Genomic DNA, 17,393 nt, shown 5'->3' with positions numbered 1-17,393 from the left:
CGCAACAAAAATTATATGTTTATATCATTTTGGAATTTAAATGGTGTCATAGATCAGACATTTTTTATTAATTAGACTAAGGTATAAAAAACTCTGGCCGATAAAGATCAGGGTTTAATTACTAATTGGAATTTTTTTAACAGGGACATCATGAAACGTTTTACAACGACGCAGAAACTTTGGGGCACACTTGGCATCATTTGGATAGCGATGCTGCTATTAGTAGGCTGGTTGGCGTGGGAAAACCGCCAAACGATTGAAAACGAGCGTCGCGCCAGTATTGAGCACATTGTAAAAAGCGTTCACGGGCAGCTTGAGGCCTTACAAAAACGTGCTGAGCTTGGTGAACTGACGGAAGCGGAAGCGCAGCAGCGGGCCATTGATAATATTGCCAGCGTACGCTTTGGCGAAGGCGAATATGTCTTTGCTTTTGATAATAATCTCGACATTGTGTCTCACCCCAATCGCCCCCGAGGCGAAGATATGAGCAGCTATCAAGACGCTAGCGGTACACGTTTATACGCTGCGTTTCTTAACGTTGCTCAGGCTGGGGGCGGTCATGTTGACGACTTCTCACGCCGTATTACCGGTGACGGCCAAGTGCCGAAGGTTAGCTATGTCGCGCATCTACCGGAATGGGGATGGTCGTTGGCGGCGGGGGCTTACGTGTATGACATCAACGCTGCCTTTATCTCCGAGCTAATCCGCTCAGCGATTGTTTTGTTAGTGATTGGTATACCGGTGACTCTGTTGATGGGCTGGGTTATTCGTGATGTTGCTCGTCGATTAGGTGGCGACCCACGCTATGCGGCCTCCGTGGTGCGCCATATCGCCGATGGGGATTTGACCCAAGTCGCGTCCCTTTCGACTAACGATCAGCAAAGTTTGCTTTATGATATTAACCGCATGCGCGAGACCCTAGCCGCCACCATTAGCGACATACACCACGGTGCCGACCAAGTGAATAACGGGGTAGAGCAAATTGTGGGCGTGAACGAAGAGCTCTCTACCCGCACTGAAGAGCAGGCAGCATCGCTTGCCGAAACAGCTTCCAGCATGGAGCAACTGACGGCGACAGTAAAACAGAATGCCGAGCATGCCGATCACGCCCGCACACTAGCCACCAAAACTGCTGAGAGCGCCCAACGTGGTAGCGATGCCATGGCATCGGTGATTAATACGATGGCTACCATCAACGAAAGCGCTACCCAAATGAGCAGCATCGTGAACACCATTGATGCCATCGCTTTCCAGACCAATATTCTGGCGCTAAATGCCTCGGTGGAAGCTGCCCGTGCCGGGGAGCAAGGCCGTGGATTTGCCGTCGTCGCCAACGAAGTGCGCCAGCTGGCAAGCCGTTCTGCTTCTGCCGCGCAAGAGATCAAGGGGCTGATTGAAAATGCGGATGCCCAAGTTGTAGAAGGCAGCCGCCAGGTGAGCAATACCGGCAAGGTGATTACAGGCGTCGTTGAAGATATTCAACAGTTGAGTGCTCTGGTCCAAGAAATCTCCGCCGCTACCATTGAGCAGAGCAGCGGTATCGAGCAGGTCAATCAGGCCGTGACGCAGATGGATCAAATGACTCAGCAAAACGCGGGGCTGGTACAGCAGAGTAACCATGCTACCCAGCAGCTAGCACAGCTAAGCCCCCAGCTTCGCCACTTGGTGACTACCTTTAAGTTAAATAAAGAAGCGCACCAGCCTGCTATTGCCGCGCCAGCGGCTCACTCCTCCTCCTTCAGCGACTTTTAATAGGCATTGCCCCTGCCCAACTAGGCGGGGGCTTGCTCACCTTACTTCCCAGCTACACCTTGCCCTGGTTATCCAACTCTACCGCCTCATGCATCCGCGCCAGTATGTCGGGTACAGCTGCCTGAACGCGGTTCCAGCTAGGAATAAATGGCCGTTCGCGGGGGTTATCCAAAAACAGGTTGCCCGCTTCTCGCAGGTTGCTGGCAAATAACTCCACCGCCTGCTCTTCACAGTGACGGTCTAAACTCAGGCCGTTCATGGTGGCGTCGTGGTCGTAGGCTTCGATCAAATCGAGTGCTAAACGATAGTATGTGGCTTTTGGCGTGCGGAAGTCTTCACTGCTAAAGCTTACGCCTTGGGTGGCCAGCTTGCGATACAGCGCTTTAGCGATGTCCAGGCTCATGCGGTTAAGGCCTGCATTGGCGTCATCTTCGCTAACGGGCTGATGCTTGTGGTCGTAAGCATCGGCAATATCGACCTGACATAGCTGGCGGTGGGAGTAGTTGCGCTGCAGCTCAGAGAGTACGCCAATTTCCAGCCCCCAGTCGGCAGGAATACGGATGCCTTCCAGCACATCGCTGCGCATTGCGAACTCCCCAGAGAGCGAGTAGCGGAAGCTATCTAAGTAGTCCAAATAGGGTAGCGGCCCGCATACCGTTTTTAGTGCCCGCAGCAGCGGCGTCACCCTCAACCGAGAAACGCGGCCGTTCAGTTTTCCTTCCGCGATGCGCGGGTAGTAGCCCTTACAGAAGCTGTAGTTAAAACCGTGGATGCGCCACGGGGTACATGAGCCGAGCCAACAGGCTGCGGTCGTAGGTCAGGATATCGCAGTCGTGTAATCCCACCACCGACGAGCGGCCAGACGCCAGCACGTAACCTGCGCAGTACCACACATTGCGCCCTTTGCCTGGCTCTAACGCTCCCAGACCGTGGCTTTCCAGCTCGGCGTCTAACTCGCGTAGGCGTGGCCCGTCGTTCCATAGAATGCGCGTATGCTGGGGCAAGCGAGAGAAAAACTCCCGGGCGTACAAGAATTGCTCACGGTCGGCGCGGTCCAGGCCAATTACAATCTCGTTGAGGTAAGGCACCTTCACTAACTCATCCGCGATGGCAGAAAGCGCCGGACCTTCCAGCTCGGAAAACAGCGACGGCAGTATCAACCCCATCGGGCGACGCTTAGCAAACTGACTCAGCTCCTGCTCCAGTGCCTCTACCGGGCGGCGAGTTAGGTTATGAAAATCGGTGATAACGCCATTTTGATGAAAGTCACTCATTCGCTGATCCCCTTTTGGGTTAGGCCGTTTCTGGTTGTTGGCTGAGTACCGCCGCTAGTCGGCGGTCGTCTCGCCCCCACCAGTGGGCCACCCCCTCGGCCCAGCCTGTTGGTCCAGTTTCCTTAGTGCGATAAAGCGCTGTGTTCGTGGGTGTGACGGTTAAGTCGTGGCAGCCTTTAATCACGACGGCCTGATCGACGGCATCGAGCATGGAAATATCATTGGGGCCATCGCCTAGCCCTAATGAGAGCGGCGCACGACCCCGTAAAGCGGTAAATCGTTTAACAAGCCAGTCAACGGCACTGCCTTTATCCGAGGCCTTACCCATTACGTGCCAAAAGCGCCCGCCTTGCGTCAGCGTCAACCCATCGCCCTCAAGCGCTAAGCGAAAGTTTGCCAGCGCGGCCTCGTCGTCTTCCCAGATAAGCGGCTCGCTGCCTTCACGCTTTCGGGCAGCCTTGGCACGGGGTTCATCTAAACCGGTAAGCGCCATGACTTGGGTAATATCCAGCTCACTCATACGGGTATAACGAACACCTAGTCGTTTGCGCCAGACGTTAAGCCGTGCCCGGATAAAGCCCACATCTACTCCAGTGTGTTTAACCACCACGCCATCCAGGCCACTACCTGGGCGGTCTAGCCGTGCGTGACACCAGCCCGGTGGCAGGCCAATCACAGCGCCGTTTTCCGCCACAAATGGGGTAGCTGTCAGGCCTAGCGCTTCACGCAGGGAAATAAGTTCGGCACGGGTTTTACTAGTGACCGGTATAACGGGCACGCCCTGCTGTTTTAGACGCGCCAGCCAAGGCGCTGCCGGTGAGAAGTCATAGCTGTGGTGGTCTAGCAAGGAACCGTCTAGGTCAGTGACCACCAAGCGCGGTTGAAGCGCTGGGGCAGCACTATCGGGCGACAGCGCTATATCAGGCAACTCAGCCTGAGTATGTGCAGTGCGAGTCTGTTCGGTCATGGCACCACCTTATTGCAATCTTAAAAGCCGTTACGCAGTCGTCTCTTTCAGATAAGCAATAAAGCAGAATGTATGCCAATGAAGTTCATCTAATATAAATCAAATACTTAAAATCAAAGAAAGGGCGCTGAAGGCTTGAGCACCAAAAAAGCGCATCAGAAAAGCACCAAATAGGTGCAAAAAAGGTGAACTAATTTTTTCATTTAAGATGTCGGCCTAAAAGCCTACAAAAAATTGCACAAGCGCTTGGCAAAATCTCATAAATAGCTATACTCATATTGTACTCACTGACATCCATGTACACCCCCTCACCTGATGTCAGTGGGCTGCAGTGAGCCAAGCCCTTTAATGCCCGCCACCCCCGGCGGGCTTTTTTTATTGTGCTTACCCTTTGGCTAGTGCGCCCTACTCCACATGGATGACCACTTCCACCCGGCGGTTACGGGCACGCCCTTCTTCCGTGCTGTTATCTTCTAACGGCTGGGTCGCCGCTAGGCCCACTGCCCGTAAACGCTCAGAGGCCACACCCGCCTCCTCCAAGGCTTCTACAATGGCGATAGCACGGGCGCTTGAAAGCGCCCAGTTAGATGAAAACTCCGGCGTGTTAATGGTTTGGCTATCGGAGTGCCCCTCTACCCATACTTCACCATCGTAGCGCTGAATGGTTTCCAGCAGGCTACCCACCAACGATGAGCCGCCTTCGGTAAGCTCCGCCGTAGCAGAAGGGAACAGCAGCCTATCTTGCACCCGCAAGCTAATACCCTCCGCCACACGGGAGACCTCTACGCCCTCTAAATTTGGCAGATACGCTGACGTTTCAACGCGCTCAGGCAGGCTTGTGTCCAGCGCTAGGGCGCTGCTGATGGCCTCATCGCTGATTTCCTGAACATTAACCGGGGGGCGATCCGTCAGCAGCACCATATAATCTGCCATGGGCGAAGCGGCCACCTCTTCTTCTACGCGCACCAAAGGAGTAGGAAGTATAGGTGTCAGGCGTTCAGACAGCGTCTTAACGAACGGTAGCTCATCGGCCGACGTTAGCTCTGCTGGCTCGGGGCGTGCTAATAGCGGCGGCACGCTAAAGGTGGAGAAAGAACGGGTGGGTAAACCTGCCACACCCAGCGCGGCACTAATCGCCATCGGATTTAGCGTTCCAGGGGCGGATGCCAACATCGGGCTACGTTGTGAACGAAATTCATCCAACACGTCGGGCAGCGGCACTTCCAGCGGTGGCGCAATGAGGTTATCAGGCTCAACCTGGTTATCCGCAGATGACCACTCCGGGCTTGTCACCCCAGCTGCGGCGATAATAATCACAAACAGTGCCACCAACAGCGTCATAATGTCGATGTAGCTAATCATCCAGCCGCTATTGCTCTCGTCTTCGGGGTACGCAGACAACAGCGAATCATGGCGTGGGCCGCTGCGGTGGTCTTCAAGCATGGGTGTTATCACTCATTCAAGTTTCTAACCTCGTGGCCGATCTAAGCTAAGCATGGCAAACTAGTCTATCAAATAGCTGTTTAGTAGCGATAAGGAACTATCAGGTGCGCATTCTTCCCACGTCATTCCCCATTGTCCACTTTTTACGCCCCGTTGGCCTGGGAATGGCCAGCCTGATGCTGAGTCGTTGTTTTTACGCCAACACATCACAGGCACCTATCGCCACCACTTACCCTTACACGGAACAGCAGCGCATGCAGGCGGCCCATCACTGGGATGTACTCGCACGCCATGAAGCTACCCAAATTCTACAGCGCGAACGCGTGCGTTTTCGTGATTTTTACATCACCCCCGCAGAAGAAAGCAGCGCCTCTGCCTATAGTGGCGGCGAGTTTGGTCGGGGCTTTCGTACTTTGCTCACCAGCGAGCTAGTATCACACGGCGCGACATTTATGACCGTTCCCACAGCGAATACCGCCAACATTCATGTCGGTGTTGAAGTTGTGACGCATAGAGATCGTGGCTTTATACGCCCGCCCGTGGGTGCATTCACCGCCTTAACCGCTGGCATTGCTGTGGCCACCATCCCTGATAATCAGTGGAGAGAGCCAGCCCTGGGCCTTATCCCTGGCGCGATTGCTGCCGATATTACCAGCGGCAGCTGGACGCATACCGGCAATGAAGAAGTGATTATTACCACCCAAATTTTAGACGGCGAACGAATCCTCTACTCCTCCTCCAATATCTATTACATTAATGCAGGTGACCGCCGTCACTACGCGCCGCACCGGGTTCCCCAAGCACCCACCACACCCACAGTTTCTATCACCGACACTTGGTAATGTTTATGTCTTTACGATCTCTGTGCGCTCCTATTCGCGTAATGATGCTGCTGTTCGCTATGCTGGTGCTAACAGGCTGCTCGACGCTAGGCAATAATGCCCAACCGGAAGAGCCTAAACCTGATCTTTCTCAGCTTGCCCATCAGGCAGCGCAGCAGATGGTGGCGAACAACCCAGACCTGACCCGCTACAGCCCCATGATTGCCGCTACCTTTGTCAGCATCGATAACCTAAGCCAATCCTCTACTTTTGGCCGTATTAGCTCGGAGACCATGGCGTCCGCTTTGGCACAGCAAGGCATGCAGGTTCGCGAAGTCAAAATGCGTGACAGCATGTTTATTGAAGAGAGCGTGGGTGAACTTATTCTCTCCCGCCAGGTTCAACGTCTTAGCGCCCAGCACAACGCCCGCTCGATTTTGATGGGAACTTATGCCCAAGGGCAGGATTACCTCTATGTGAGCGCACGGGTAGTTCGCGCTGGCGATGCCATGGTATTGGGTAGCGCAGATTTCCAGCTACCGCTCGACAATAACATACGTAGCCTACTGGAAGGCCAAGGAGGCTGGTAACGCCCCTTCGCTTAACCGTTACGCACGGAACTGATTTAAAAGGATTCTCATGCCTACAAGGCCTGCCACCAACAAAACGCTGATAGTGGTTGTTAGCCGTTTTATTAAGCTATTTGCTAACATTACCAAGTTACTGAGCTATGTCTTTCACGCTATTGTTCCCAACAAGCGCTTCACGCTGCCAGAGCGCGCCGCGCCCTGGTTAGCGCCTAAAAATGATTCGGTAGTTCCACGTATTATTTGGCAAACCAACTTTACCAATAAAGTCACCCTGCCGGTTTATCTCAACTACCTGTTCAACCGCCTGATGGCCCCGCGCTTTGAGTATCGGTTTATGATTACCGAAGCCCGAAAAGCATTTATTGCCGAACACTACAACAAAGATATCAATCAGCAGTACTCCCGGCTGCAAATTGGTGCCGCCCAGGCGGATTTTTGGCGCTTGCTGGTACTGCAAAAGCATGGCGGGGTCTACCTGGATATCGATGCCCACGCCATTTGGCCACTTGGCAGCGTGATACCTAACGATATTGACGAGCTTTATGTTACTACCCGTAAGGGCGAGCTAAGTAACTACTTTATTGTCAGTAAACCCAACAACCCTAATCTGGCGCTGCTCATTGAGCAAATTAGCGTCAATATTAAGCAGAATGAGTTGACTAATGTGTTCGACATTACCGGGCCTGGGGTATTTATCCAGTGGCTAACCCACGCCAACGTGCCTACCGTGTCTTACCGCCACGCCTGTAACCAGGGCAGCTTTACTAACGAGCACTTTCAGTACATTGATAAAAAAGCGGGCAAATGGACGCGGGAGCAAAAAACCGTTGCGGTTGTAGCGCCTGGTTCTGCGGACGATACACCTGACAAAACAAGCTAACTCCAAAACATGGGGCTATCATTTTCCCTTTTAATAATATGCCCCACATTGCAAATAATTGCTTACTAGTAGCTGCTAAAAATCAGCACTCATTCTCTACAGCACTAAAAGTAGCAGACAGAATGTGGATCTTCCCTTTGACCAACCTGTTCACAAAATTATTGCCTCCACGTCAGGCAATACGGTGGCTACTTCTAGCGCTTACTTTATTACTTCCCATTAATGCCTTCGCCTCTCCTCTGGCATTAGGAAAAGATATACCCTATGCCGTGATGCCAGATAATTCCTTGCAACAAACGCTGGGTCAAGCGTATGCACAGCTAAGCCACAGAGAAGAAACACATACCGCGCTCTTCTCACGTGGCTATACCCACATACCACACTGGCTACACTTTAAACTACCTGCTCATTTTTTTGCGGGTAATGAGCGTTGGCTTGTACTAGCCCCAAATTTTATTGATGACATCCGTTTCTTTTATCGACCAGAAGGCAGCCAAGAGCCCTGGGTAGAAAAACGCACCGGAGACACTTGGGAAGGTAAAAGAGGCGATATTGACTATCGCTTTCCGGTGTTTAGGCTTCCCCCGCCGCCAGATAGCGTTAAGGGCTATGAGGTGATGTTGCGAGCTGCTACTACCAGCGCTCTGTTACTAGACTTAGAACTCTGGGAGCCACATCTCTTCTTGCAACATGCAGCACGTACCACTAGCTTTTGGGCCTTTTTACTTGGGTATTGCCGCTATTGCCAGCCTGTTAGCCTTAACATTAGCGGCCCTGCTACGCAGCAAAAGGCTTTGGTCTATTACTGCGGTATCCAGTGGCTATGGGCTAGTTGCTTGTGTTCAAGGTTATGTGGCCTGGGTAGTACCTAGTATCGGCCTGACATTACAGCATTATTTGACCAGTATATTTACTTTAACCTCTTATGCCGCCCTATTATGGATGAGCACTGAGGTTATGCAGTTTAAGGAGAAAATCCCTTGGGCTCACAAGCTAATGGCCGGCACGGCATTGTTCACCCTCTTGCTGATAATTTGCGTACCGTTAAACCTTTATCAAGAAGCCATTTATTTACAGGCTATCATCTACCTTTTCACTGGCATTATCTTCCTGATTGCTTGTCTCTACATCTGGTGGAAAGAAAAATTTCAACTTGCAAATTTAATTCTAGGAATTAGCCCGCTATTACTTATGCTGGTTAGCCTCTCCGGGCTTATGTCGATGCTTCACTGGCTGCCTTACCACTCATCCATCTATGTAATATGGCAATACGGCCTTATTATCAATATGCTTTTAGTGGTTGGAACAGTCGTTTTCCAAGTGTATAGACAGCGTATCAAAGCCTTTAATAAAAAAAAAATGGCTGAAGAGTTACACTTTGAGAGAGAAGCCAGGGCGCATCAACGTCAGTTTATGGGGATAGTCGCCCATGAATCCCGCACGCCGTTAGCCATTATTACCGCCAGTTTGGCCAACCTTCGCCAAGTCAGCTCTGGCAACAACCATCAGGTAACCCGGCGTTATGAAAAAATCGAACGGGCCACAGAGCGGCTTGTCCAGCTAACCCACAACTGCCTCTCTGATGCTCGACTGTCAGCAAGCCAGCTGAGTATTGAGCGCCACCCACACTCGTTGCTAGCACTGATTACCTCGGCGGCTTCTTTGATTCCTCTATCGGACCATCATAGCTGGAAACTGACGCAGGAAAAGCAGGCGATCAACGCATACACACACCCTGAGGCAGAAACGGCAAGCACGCTTGCGATTGACTCGGCCTTAATGCGTATTGCACTCTCTAACGTCATTGATAATGCCGTCAAGTACTCACCCGGCGGCACTATCCATATTGATTTATCCCGTCAACAGGATCATTGGGCGATCAGTATACGCGACCAAGGCACAGGAATTCCTCCTGACCGAGCGGGCATGATCTTTGAGCGTTACCGCCGAGCAGTCCCGAGTGATTCATCACGTGGCGTCGGTCTAGGGCTCCACGTAAGCCGTCAAATTGTACGAGCCCATGGAGGGGAATTAACGCTAGCGGAGAATACCTCGTCTGCCTGTCGGTTTATCTTTACACTGCCTGTACAACCAAAGAATAGTCAGGAAGCTTAATGAAAAACCCCAGCACTCCAAGCATCGCCATTATTGAGGATAACGAAGACCTACGAGAAGAAGTAGAGTTCTACCTGCAGCACAAAGGGTTTCCTGTGTGGGGCGTCCCCAGCGCTGAAGCCTTTTGGAAAAAGCTGCATTTTCACCCTGTCGATATTGTTCTGATAGACCTGGGGCTGCCAGAAGAGGATGGTTTCAGCGTCGTCGAGCACCTGCGTCAACTGTCCAACTACGGGCTGGTTATCATCACCGCTCGCGGTGAAAAGCACGAGCGGTTACGTGGCCTTGACCTGGGGGCGGACCTTTTCTTAGTAAAGCCTATTAACTTTGTGCAACTAAGCGATGCGCTGATACAGCTTGGCCAACGGCTGCAAACCACCCAAAACGTTAGCCCTACGCCCACCTGCCAACTTAATCAAACGGGCGCTTGGTATCTTGAACCGGCATCCTCTCAATTGGTGGCTCCCGACGAGACTGCTATAAAGCTAACGCCAAAGGAATTCGACTTACTCAAAGTACTGGTGGAGTCTTCCAACCAAATATTTGACCGCTGGGTACTCCACGACCTGCTGTTTGACTATGCCGAGGAGCCTGATGTCCATCGTATTGACGTTATCCTCAGCCGCCTACGGCAAAAAGCCCGAAAACAGGGCATGACGTTGCCCCTGCGCTCCGTATTTGGCAAAGGCATCGCCTTTGTCGTGGAATCATAACGAGCGCATCGCTGGAACGAGCACATCCCGGCTACCCAAAACGCGCATCAGCTCATCAACCGTTGTCAGCCCCTCGCGCACAAGGCGTGCGCCTGTCTCCCAGATAGAGACATGGTTACTGGATGTGAGCAGCCCTGCCAGCTCAGCACGCATTCCTCTTTCCTCCACCCATCGCGCCAATGGCGCATCAACAATCAGCATTTCATAGACAGGCACCCGCCCATGGTAACCAGTCTGTCGGCAATGCTCGCAACCCACCGCTCGAAAGTGCTGAACCTCCAACAACAGAGACTCAAACCCTGACGGGATATGCTCCGGCGTCGCCACCGGCTCCTTACAGTGCGAACATAGGCAGCGCGCCAAGCGCTGATTGATACAGCCAATAAGCGTTTCAGCCAAGGCCTGCGGGGTAATCCCAAGCGCCATCAAACGGCCAACTACGCCAGAAACACTATTCACATGCAGCGTAGAGAGCACCAAATGCCCGGTTTCCGCCGCACGGATCGCAGCTTCTGCCGTTTCCCCGTCACGAATTTCACCTACCAACATAATATCCGGGTCATGGCGCAGAAAATGGCGAATCGCAGTATCAAAGGTATAATTCGCCTTGCGGTTTACCTGGGTCTGCGAGGCCACCGGCAGCTCATACTCAATCGGGTCTTCCACGGTCAGGATACTTTTGCCCGTCATCCCCAGCGGCCGTAGCCCGGCATGTAGAGTGGTCGTTTTCCCCGAGCCAGTAGGCCCGGTCATCAGGAAGATACCGTGCGGCTGCTGAAACAAGCCTTGGAGACACTCAAGATGCTCCGGTGCAAATCCCAACTCTTCTAGCCCGGCTACCGACACCCCCGTGGGTAACAGGCGCAAAACAACGCTCTCCCCCTGAGGCGTGATGCTAGTGGAAACACGAACATCATAGGCCTGATTATCCAGGGTGACCGAGAAGCGACCATCCTGGGGCCTTAGGTTGTCCGAGATATCCATTGCCGAGATAACCTTAATTGCCGGCACCAGCCGCATCAGCTCCCGGTCAAGCGCCATGATAGGGACCAGTACGCCATCAATACGAAACGCCATATGCAATGACTGCGGCTCTGGCTGCAAATGAATATCCGTTGCCCGCTCGCTTACCGCCAACACCAGTAGTTGATTGATCAACTCATCAATGGGAAATGAGCCCTGCGTATCCTGGCGCAGCTGGCAATATTCACGCTCGAAAGCAGAGAGCGCTGAACGCTGCCGCAGTGAATAGGCTGACTCAATACGCCGCGCCACGGCGACAAAGTCTCCCTGCCTCAGGTTGGGCGTTAAGCCAGTACGGCGCTGAATTAAGCTCGCAGCGCGCTCAGGGTCAGCATTACCCAATACGGCTTCTAGCTGCCCTGCCGCAATACGCAGCGGCAACACGCCGTGAGCTAAGCACGCCTCTCGGGTAAATAACTGGAGCACTTCCGGGTCTGGGGTAGGCCACTCCTCCTGGCTGATATAAGGCAAGCCGTGATACTCAGCGAGCACACGCGCCAAATCGCTGTCGGCCACCAAGCCCAGGCGAACCAGTATCTGATTGAGTGATTCACCGGTCACAGCCTGTTTTTGCCGCGCATAAGCCAGCTGAATAGGCTCAAGAATGCCCAGGCGTAAAAGGGTATCGCCTAGCTCTGGGGCATCCGTTCGCTGGGAGATAGAAGCGACTATATCCATCATCGATCCATCAAATAGTAAGCCGTTAATGTAGCTATCTGGGATTCGTCGAGATTAGTGGCAGTGGCACTACCATAAGCCACTCCGCTTTCCAGGCTCCACTCCTCACTGCTAGTGGTTGTAAGCGCCGCCTGACTCTCCTCACGAAAGCTACCAAACCGTGCATCGGCATTGCCGTCCACTAGGCTATCCAGCATACGCGCTAAGTCTGGCGTCAAACCCTCTAATACCAACACATTCTTGCGTTGTACTACATAGCTCCCCGCACTACTGCCCGGCACGCTCCACTCGGTATTGAGAAAACAAGCGCTGACATCTTGCGGGTTGCCATTACTATCCAAATAGCCGTAGTGGGTCTCGTAGCCTTCCGAACGCCCCTGAGGCATCGTCACACCTGCCGCGTACATGGCATTGCGCAAATCCAGATTGCACAACTCGCTATCATCTGCACCATTCACCTTACCGGTCGGTGTTGTTTGATTATCGCCAGGCGCAACGCCCACACGGTCTACATGGCTAAGAAATGCCAACTGCCAACCCCGCACAAAGCTGGTCGCCATATGCTGGTAGACGGTATTGCGCTGCAAGTTACTGCCCAAGGTCACGGCACTGATGATCAGCGCCACCACAATCAAGGCCATGGACATTTCCAACAATGTAAAACCGCGTTGGCGAGTCAAGGTGATTTTCGTCATAAAAGTCTCTAGCAACCATTATCGGGCAGAAAGCGCATCGTTATCGGCGGCAACAACATTGTCATCAACGCTGTCATGTAACTCGTCCAAGTCCTTAATAAGTAAGTCCAGCTCATCCAACTGGTCGCGCACTTTATTTAAATTATCGATAGCCACGAGCTGTGCAGCTGTCGCCGTACCTACCAAGGCAGTGTTGCCGCTAATCGCACCAACGGATGCCCCCACTGCGGCCGCAGTAGCACCTGCAGTATTAATGGCTGATGCTGTCGCGGTAGGTGCGATGGCAGCGGCGGCGGCCACCGAGGCTGATGCCGAAGCAATAGAAGCGCCTGTTTGAAAGTTATCGGCAAATGCCATCTCTTCGACCAACGCTAGCTGAGCGCGATAATCACGAATGGTCTGTCGGAACATCGCCAACATGGACTGAACGTTAGGGTGCGCGTGCCCTGCCGTAGCCAGTTGTGCCGAACACCCTAATTGCTCCCACAGCTGGTTAAAGCGCACCACGCTAACACTATCGTCATAATCACGGCTGCTACGGCGAAGCGGGTGCTCAACGCTAAGTCCGTCAGTGTTCACTCCGTCAAACAGTGAGCCATTACCGTTACGATCCGCCTGCCCAGGGTTCACCAGCACATAGGCCACCACTTCACTTGCAGCTAGATATTCCAGCGATAAAGATTGGTCATTGACAGTACTCGCCTGCGCCACACCAAGCGCGCGACAGAGGTCCGTTGGTGTTATGCTTTCCATAGCAGTCAGTTCCGCAACCGGGGGCAATCCTGAAACCAGCGTAGGCTGCCATCGATCGCTCGCTTTCGTCAGCTCAGCATCATTCATTGGCGTATTATCGCGGCGAGCATAAACAACATAGCGGTAGTCGTAGCCGTAAGCGTTGCGCAGAGGGGCGCCGATCCCTACGGTCAAATAAGGGAAGCCGCCAGCTACCGCCGGACAATCTTCTAAACCATCCTGATTAGCATCGGCACAGGGCAGTCGGCCGGTAGTAAGAGCAAAGCCAGCGATAGCATTCTGTGTATCGCTGACGTCATTAATGGCTGATTCCACACTAGCTAGACGCGTCATTGAGGGCACCAACGACACCATGACAGCAGTTATGAGCCCCAAAACTATCAGCATCAGGGAAAGCTCAATCAGAGTCATACCCTGCTTCCTGCGCCCTACATTCATTGGAACCACCCCTTCGTATCTCGGTCTAGTGCCAGTTGAGCTGTCTGGTCTCGGTACGCCTTGGCATCATCGCGAGCCACCTCTGCCGCTTCTCGTTGTTCCACGGCTGTGGCCAATTCCGCTGTTTTCTCATCAACCTCTTCTGCCGTGCTACTTAGCTCTTCTACTATCATAAATGTCGCCGCTGCCGCATTAATGGCTGCAACCGCCACCCCACTTGCCCCGGTGGCACTGGCCAACGCTGTGGCAATGGCGTTAAGGCCCATTGCGATGCTTCCCGCTGAGTTGAATTCCGCAATCAAACGCTTAAGTTCGGCGACTTCCAGATTGGTTTCGCGGACTTCTTCACCAAATATGCGAAACGTCAAGTAGAACTCATAAGCACGCCAAGCATCGTAGGCCGCGTTAGCCTCACGGGTCGCCGCGCTTACACGTGCAAGGATGGCTGGGCAGTCGAGCCGGGTGGCCAGTTCGGCAAAACTCATGGCAATTACCCGGTCGTCGTATTCATCGCTTTGGCCGCGCCCCGCCGACTCATACTCCAGCCCGGTCGCGTTTAGGACATCAAATGGTCGCCCGTCCCGGTCGGCATCAAGCGGGCCAGGATCAACGAGCAGAAAAGCTGGATTGATGCCACGCTCACCCGTATGCGACTGCACATGGGGTTCGGTAGCCTGTAAACCACCGGATACACCAAGCCTGAGCCCTTGGCAAAAATCTAACGCGTTTTTCTGCTGTGAATTAGCGCCGTTCAACAATAAGGGTTCATAGCTGACCTGCAGCGCTACCAAGTTGGCGTTAGTGTGCTGATAAGCCGCATAGTGAAACGGAAAGCCACTTTCATTGATCAATGGCTGGCCAAGGCCAACGGTACGATAGGGAAAACGCCCGCTGCGGACATCACAATCCTCGAAGCCATTACCGTCGGAATCCGGGCAAGGCAAACGATCATGCTGTACGACAAAGCCCACGGTCGCATTCACGGCCAACTTGACACGGTCAAGAGCAGGGGCAGCGCTTTGAGCACTACCCAACACGTTTAAAGCCATAGGAGCCATGGCGAACAAGAACCCCAACACAGCAAAGGAAAGAGTCATTTCCAATAGGCTGAACCCAGTCTGGCGCTGCGTACTCATCGTACGGTTCCTTTGCTATCCAGTTGCTGCACCAAGTTATCCATACCGCTGAACATCGTTATCTTCTCGGCCCTTTCTCCCACAGCGGCACCTACGTCAGCGTCATAGTACTCACCGCCTTCTTCACATACAGGGTTGGAATTTTGAGCATCTTGCCACGCCGCACAGGAGTCCTCATCGTAAGCGTCGCTTGAAGCATCACAGAAATCTTGATCAGCGCTCCCTGCACTGCTGCCGGGCGCACCAGCAGTACAGCTATTGGTCTTAGTGTCATAATCACTATTGGAATTAAAGGCACAGTCGAGCGCACCGTAGGCGTCATAAGCACCGTCGGCCTCAGTACGCGCCGCGTCGGCCTTTGCACGTAGAGCCTCTACTGCATACCAGGCTTCTCGCGCCGCCGTGTAGGCCTCGACATGCGCATCAAAGGCTGTCACCAAGGGGCAAACTTGTTCATCGATGCAAGTGGAAGTGGCTTCGAAACCCTGGCGAACCTCGGCAATACGATTGCTGGCAAACACTCTTGCAGCCTCTGCGTCGGCATCAAGGTCAATGGGATTACCATTTTCATCGGTAAATGGGTTGCCATCCTCATCCACTAAATCGACATTGCCCATTTGCTCTGCCGATGCCGCCGTGCTGAGCCAAGCATCAATAACGGGCTCAACCCCGATAATGACATCGGCCTCGTCTGGTGGATCTTCCGGGTCTAGATCTTCTGGACGCGGGAACCCGTAAAGGTCATCAAATGCGTTGTCTTGGCTATCACCTGACAACTTACGAATCTCGTCTTCTAGCGTATTATTGCTGGCAACAGCAGCTGCCTTTGGCCCTGATTCGTACTGTGCTAATTCATTTTGATAGGTGCTTTCAGCCTCCTGAGCACCCACGTTAGCCTGGGCATATTTATCCTGTGCATCATTGACGTTGTCCTGAGTAATCCCCAGCTCACCTTCAAAAGTGTCTGGTACTCCCGCCTTATCAGCGATGGTGTCATACAGCGCTGTAGAGGTAATTTGTAAACCCAAGGCAGTGCCAGAAAGACCAACCGCAATACCTGACAAGGTAACACCACTGCCAGCGGCAGAGACGGCCGCCGTATAAACAGGCACCAGCGCACAGCCAGCAAAGGGCGGTACCGCGCAGGTGGCCGTGGCCGTTGCTAACAAACCGGTCGAAATCGTCTGAACCTCAATAGCACCACTCAACCCAGCCACCGCCTGCCCCATAGACCACGCGGTCAACGCACTACCCACGGCATTCATTAATACCCCCTGGTCTGCACTCTCCTGGTTAGACTCAGCAAAAGCGATGTTCTCCTCTTCCAGCGCAATCGCGTTGGCCGACAGGTTTAACGAGCGCTGGCTTATTTCACAGTGCAACAGTTCGTAAAGCTCGGCGAGGCCGCGCCCTTGGGTAATATCGTCGTAGTTTGCGGAAACCGGCGTTTGCGAGGCATTGAAGCCGGTGCTGCTCGTGCTGTTCAGCCCGTCGTAGCGATCGTCATTAATATCGCTATCAGCATTAGAGGCTCCCGGGCTGGCCAGCATGTAGGCCATAGCTACCGCTGTGTCGTTGGTGTCACTGATGTGCAGATAGTTATCGTTCTGCGCCAACTCTGAGGCGTCTTCCAACGCTGAACAGAAATCGAGCGTATTCTCATTGCCCAGATCATACGCCGTTGCATCGGCATTGGTGGGTTTGAAGCGCTCGGCAGTTGCTGCCAAATCGGCGTCTGCGACCTCATTACGGTAGACCCCGTAAATCATCGCACGGCTCCCCTGCTCCCCCACCGTATAACCCACTGCAGCCAGCCCTAGGGTGCGGTAGGGTAAGTTCCCTTTTTGCGCCCCCCCACTACAATTTTCAATCCCATTCCCAGTAGTATCAGGGCAGGGCAACCGCCCATTCCAAGCGGCGAACTGGCGTAACTGTTCATCGGCTGCTGCCAGCGCTGTCTCTGTATTTTGCTGTGTTACTTGAACACTGACATCAAGGGTTTTGTAAAGCAGTGCCGACACCAGCCCTGTGAGCAGCGCCAGTAAGGCAAGTAACTCCAGCAGCGAAAAGCCGCGGCAATGACGTGTTTGAGCCATTGAAAATTGGGGCATCACG

General features: G+C 53.2%; 13 protein-coding genes and 2 pseudogenes. 7 read left to right on the top strand and 8 right to left on the bottom strand.

Annotation, left to right across the window (positions count from 1 at the left end):
• Window positions 1-150: 150 nt before the first annotated feature.
• On the top strand, window positions 151-1,752 hold the full coding sequence (locus B4967_RS12850; protein ID WP_083025606.1) for a methyl-accepting chemotaxis protein: 1,602 nt from the start codon (window positions 151-153) through the stop codon (window positions 1,750-1,752).
• 52 nt (window positions 1,753-1,804) lie between these two features.
• Here B4967_RS12850 and B4967_RS12845 read toward each other — a convergent pair.
• The 3 genes and pseudogenes from B4967_RS12845 to B4967_RS12835 all read right to left on the bottom strand — a co-directional run bounded on the left by B4967_RS12845 (window position 1,805) and on the right by B4967_RS12835 (window position 5,436).
• A pseudogene (locus B4967_RS12845) lies at window positions 1,805-3,026 on the bottom strand (glycosyltransferase family protein).
• 19 nt (window positions 3,027-3,045) lie between these two features.
• Window positions 3,046-3,993, bottom strand: a complete 948-nt coding sequence (locus tag B4967_RS12840; RefSeq protein ID WP_083025605.1) for an HAD-IIB family hydrolase — start codon at window positions 3,991-3,993, stop codon at window positions 3,046-3,048.
• A 405-nt stretch (window positions 3,994-4,398) separates the two neighbouring features.
• Entirely contained in the window at window positions 4,399-5,436 is a 1,038-nt protein-coding gene (locus B4967_RS12835) for an OmpA family protein (protein WP_083025603.1), read from the bottom strand.
• A 104-nt stretch (window positions 5,437-5,540) separates the two neighbouring features.
• Between B4967_RS12835 and B4967_RS12830 the strand changes: the two genes are divergently transcribed.
• From B4967_RS12830 to B4967_RS12805, 6 genes and pseudogenes are all read left to right on the top strand, one after another.
• Window positions 5,541-6,278 (top strand): hypothetical protein, encoded by a 738-nt coding sequence (locus B4967_RS12830; RefSeq protein ID WP_422821857.1) that lies wholly within the window; start codon window positions 5,541-5,543, stop codon window positions 6,276-6,278.
• Window positions 6,279-6,283: 5 nt separating this feature from the next.
• Window positions 6,284-6,847 carry a FlgO family outer membrane protein gene (locus tag B4967_RS12825; RefSeq protein ID WP_243470572.1) on the top strand — a complete coding sequence of 188 codons (564 nt, stop codon included), beginning with the start codon at window positions 6,284-6,286 and terminating at the stop codon, window positions 6,845-6,847.
• 49 nt (window positions 6,848-6,896) lie between these two features.
• On the top strand, window positions 6,897-7,727 hold the full coding sequence (locus B4967_RS12820; RefSeq protein WP_083025600.1) for a glycosyltransferase family 32 protein: 831 nt from the start codon (window positions 6,897-6,899) through the stop codon (window positions 7,725-7,727).
• Between the two features lie 38 nt (window positions 7,728-7,765).
• Window positions 7,766-8,386: pseudogene (locus tag B4967_RS21395) on the top strand (7TMR-DISMED2 domain-containing protein); the annotation flags it as partial.
• A gap of 67 nt (window positions 8,387-8,453) precedes the next feature.
• Window positions 8,454-9,842, top strand: a complete 1,389-nt coding sequence (locus B4967_RS12810; protein ID WP_161491522.1) for a sensor histidine kinase — start codon at window positions 8,454-8,456, stop codon at window positions 9,840-9,842.
• On the top strand, window positions 9,842-10,555 hold the full coding sequence (locus tag B4967_RS12805; protein ID WP_083025594.1) for a response regulator transcription factor: 714 nt from the start codon (window positions 9,842-9,844) through the stop codon (window positions 10,553-10,555). Before B4967_RS12810 ends, B4967_RS12805 begins: the two co-directional genes overlap by 1 nt.
• Here B4967_RS12805 and B4967_RS12800 read toward each other — a convergent pair.
• The 5 genes from B4967_RS12800 to B4967_RS12780 form a co-directional block, all read right to left on the bottom strand.
• Complete coding sequence (locus tag B4967_RS12800; protein ID WP_161491521.1) at window positions 10,550-12,256, bottom strand: GspE/PulE family protein; 1,707 nt, start codon at window positions 12,254-12,256, stop codon at window positions 10,550-10,552. The genes B4967_RS12805 and B4967_RS12800 overlap by 6 nt on opposite strands.
• Window positions 12,256-12,951, bottom strand: a complete 696-nt coding sequence (locus B4967_RS12795) for a type II secretion system protein (RefSeq protein WP_083025590.1) — start codon at window positions 12,949-12,951, stop codon at window positions 12,256-12,258. Before B4967_RS12795 ends, B4967_RS12800 begins: the two co-directional genes overlap by 1 nt.
• Before the next feature lie 18 nt (window positions 12,952-12,969).
• On the bottom strand, window positions 12,970-14,037 hold the full coding sequence (locus B4967_RS12790; protein WP_139794506.1) for a hypothetical protein: 1,068 nt from the start codon (window positions 14,035-14,037) through the stop codon (window positions 12,970-12,972).
• Between the two features lie 101 nt (window positions 14,038-14,138).
• Window positions 14,139-15,278 (bottom strand): type II secretion system protein, encoded by a 1,140-nt coding sequence (locus tag B4967_RS12785; RefSeq protein WP_083025587.1) that lies wholly within the window; start codon window positions 15,276-15,278, stop codon window positions 14,139-14,141.
• Window positions 15,275-17,389 (bottom strand): hypothetical protein, encoded by a 2,115-nt coding sequence (locus B4967_RS12780; RefSeq protein WP_083025585.1) that lies wholly within the window; start codon window positions 17,387-17,389, stop codon window positions 15,275-15,277. Before B4967_RS12780 ends, B4967_RS12785 begins: the two co-directional genes overlap by 4 nt.
• Window positions 17,390-17,393: the final 4 nt, after the last annotated feature.

The sequence above is a fragment of the Vreelandella lionensis genome (assembly GCF_002087295.1).
Lineage (GTDB): Bacteria > Pseudomonadota > Gammaproteobacteria > Pseudomonadales > Halomonadaceae > Vreelandella > Vreelandella lionensis.
Note: the sequence above shows the minus strand (reverse complement) of the source record. Positions and strands in the feature narration are given on the sequence as shown.

Bases quoted from the DNA above. Each gene is read 5' to 3' on its own strand.
- B4967_RS12850 (WP_083025606.1), top strand. From the start codon at position 151: ATGAAACGTTTTACAACGACGCAGAAACTTTGGGGCACACTTGGCATC.
- B4967_RS12790 (WP_139794506.1), bottom strand. From the start codon at position 14,037: ATGACGCGTCTAGCTAGTGTGGAATCAGCCATTAATGACGTCAGCGAT.
- B4967_RS12795 (WP_083025590.1), bottom strand. From the start codon at position 12,951: ATGACGAAAATCACCTTGACTCGCCAACGCGGTTTTACATTGTTGGAA.
- B4967_RS12785 (WP_083025587.1), bottom strand. From the start codon at position 15,278: ATGAGTACGCAGCGCCAGACTGGGTTCAGCCTATTGGAAATGACTCTT.
- B4967_RS12800 (WP_161491521.1), bottom strand. From the start codon at position 12,256: ATGGATATAGTCGCTTCTATCTCCCAGCGAACGGATGCCCCAGAGCTA.
- B4967_RS12805 (WP_083025594.1), top strand. From the start codon at position 9,842: ATGAAAAACCCCAGCACTCCAAGCATCGCCATTATTGAGGATAACGAA.
- B4967_RS12780 (WP_083025585.1), bottom strand. From the start codon at position 17,389: ATGCCCCAATTTTCAATGGCTCAAACACGTCATTGCCGCGGCTTTTCG.
- B4967_RS12835 (WP_083025603.1), bottom strand. From the start codon at position 5,436: ATGCTTGAAGACCACCGCAGCGGCCCACGCCATGATTCGCTGTTGTCT.
- B4967_RS12840 (WP_083025605.1), bottom strand. From the start codon at position 3,993: ATGACCGAACAGACTCGCACTGCACATACTCAGGCTGAGTTGCCTGAT.
- B4967_RS12820 (WP_083025600.1), top strand. From the start codon at position 6,897: ATGCCTACAAGGCCTGCCACCAACAAAACGCTGATAGTGGTTGTTAGC.
- B4967_RS12825 (WP_243470572.1), top strand. From the start codon at position 6,284: ATGTCTTTACGATCTCTGTGCGCTCCTATTCGCGTAATGATGCTGCTG.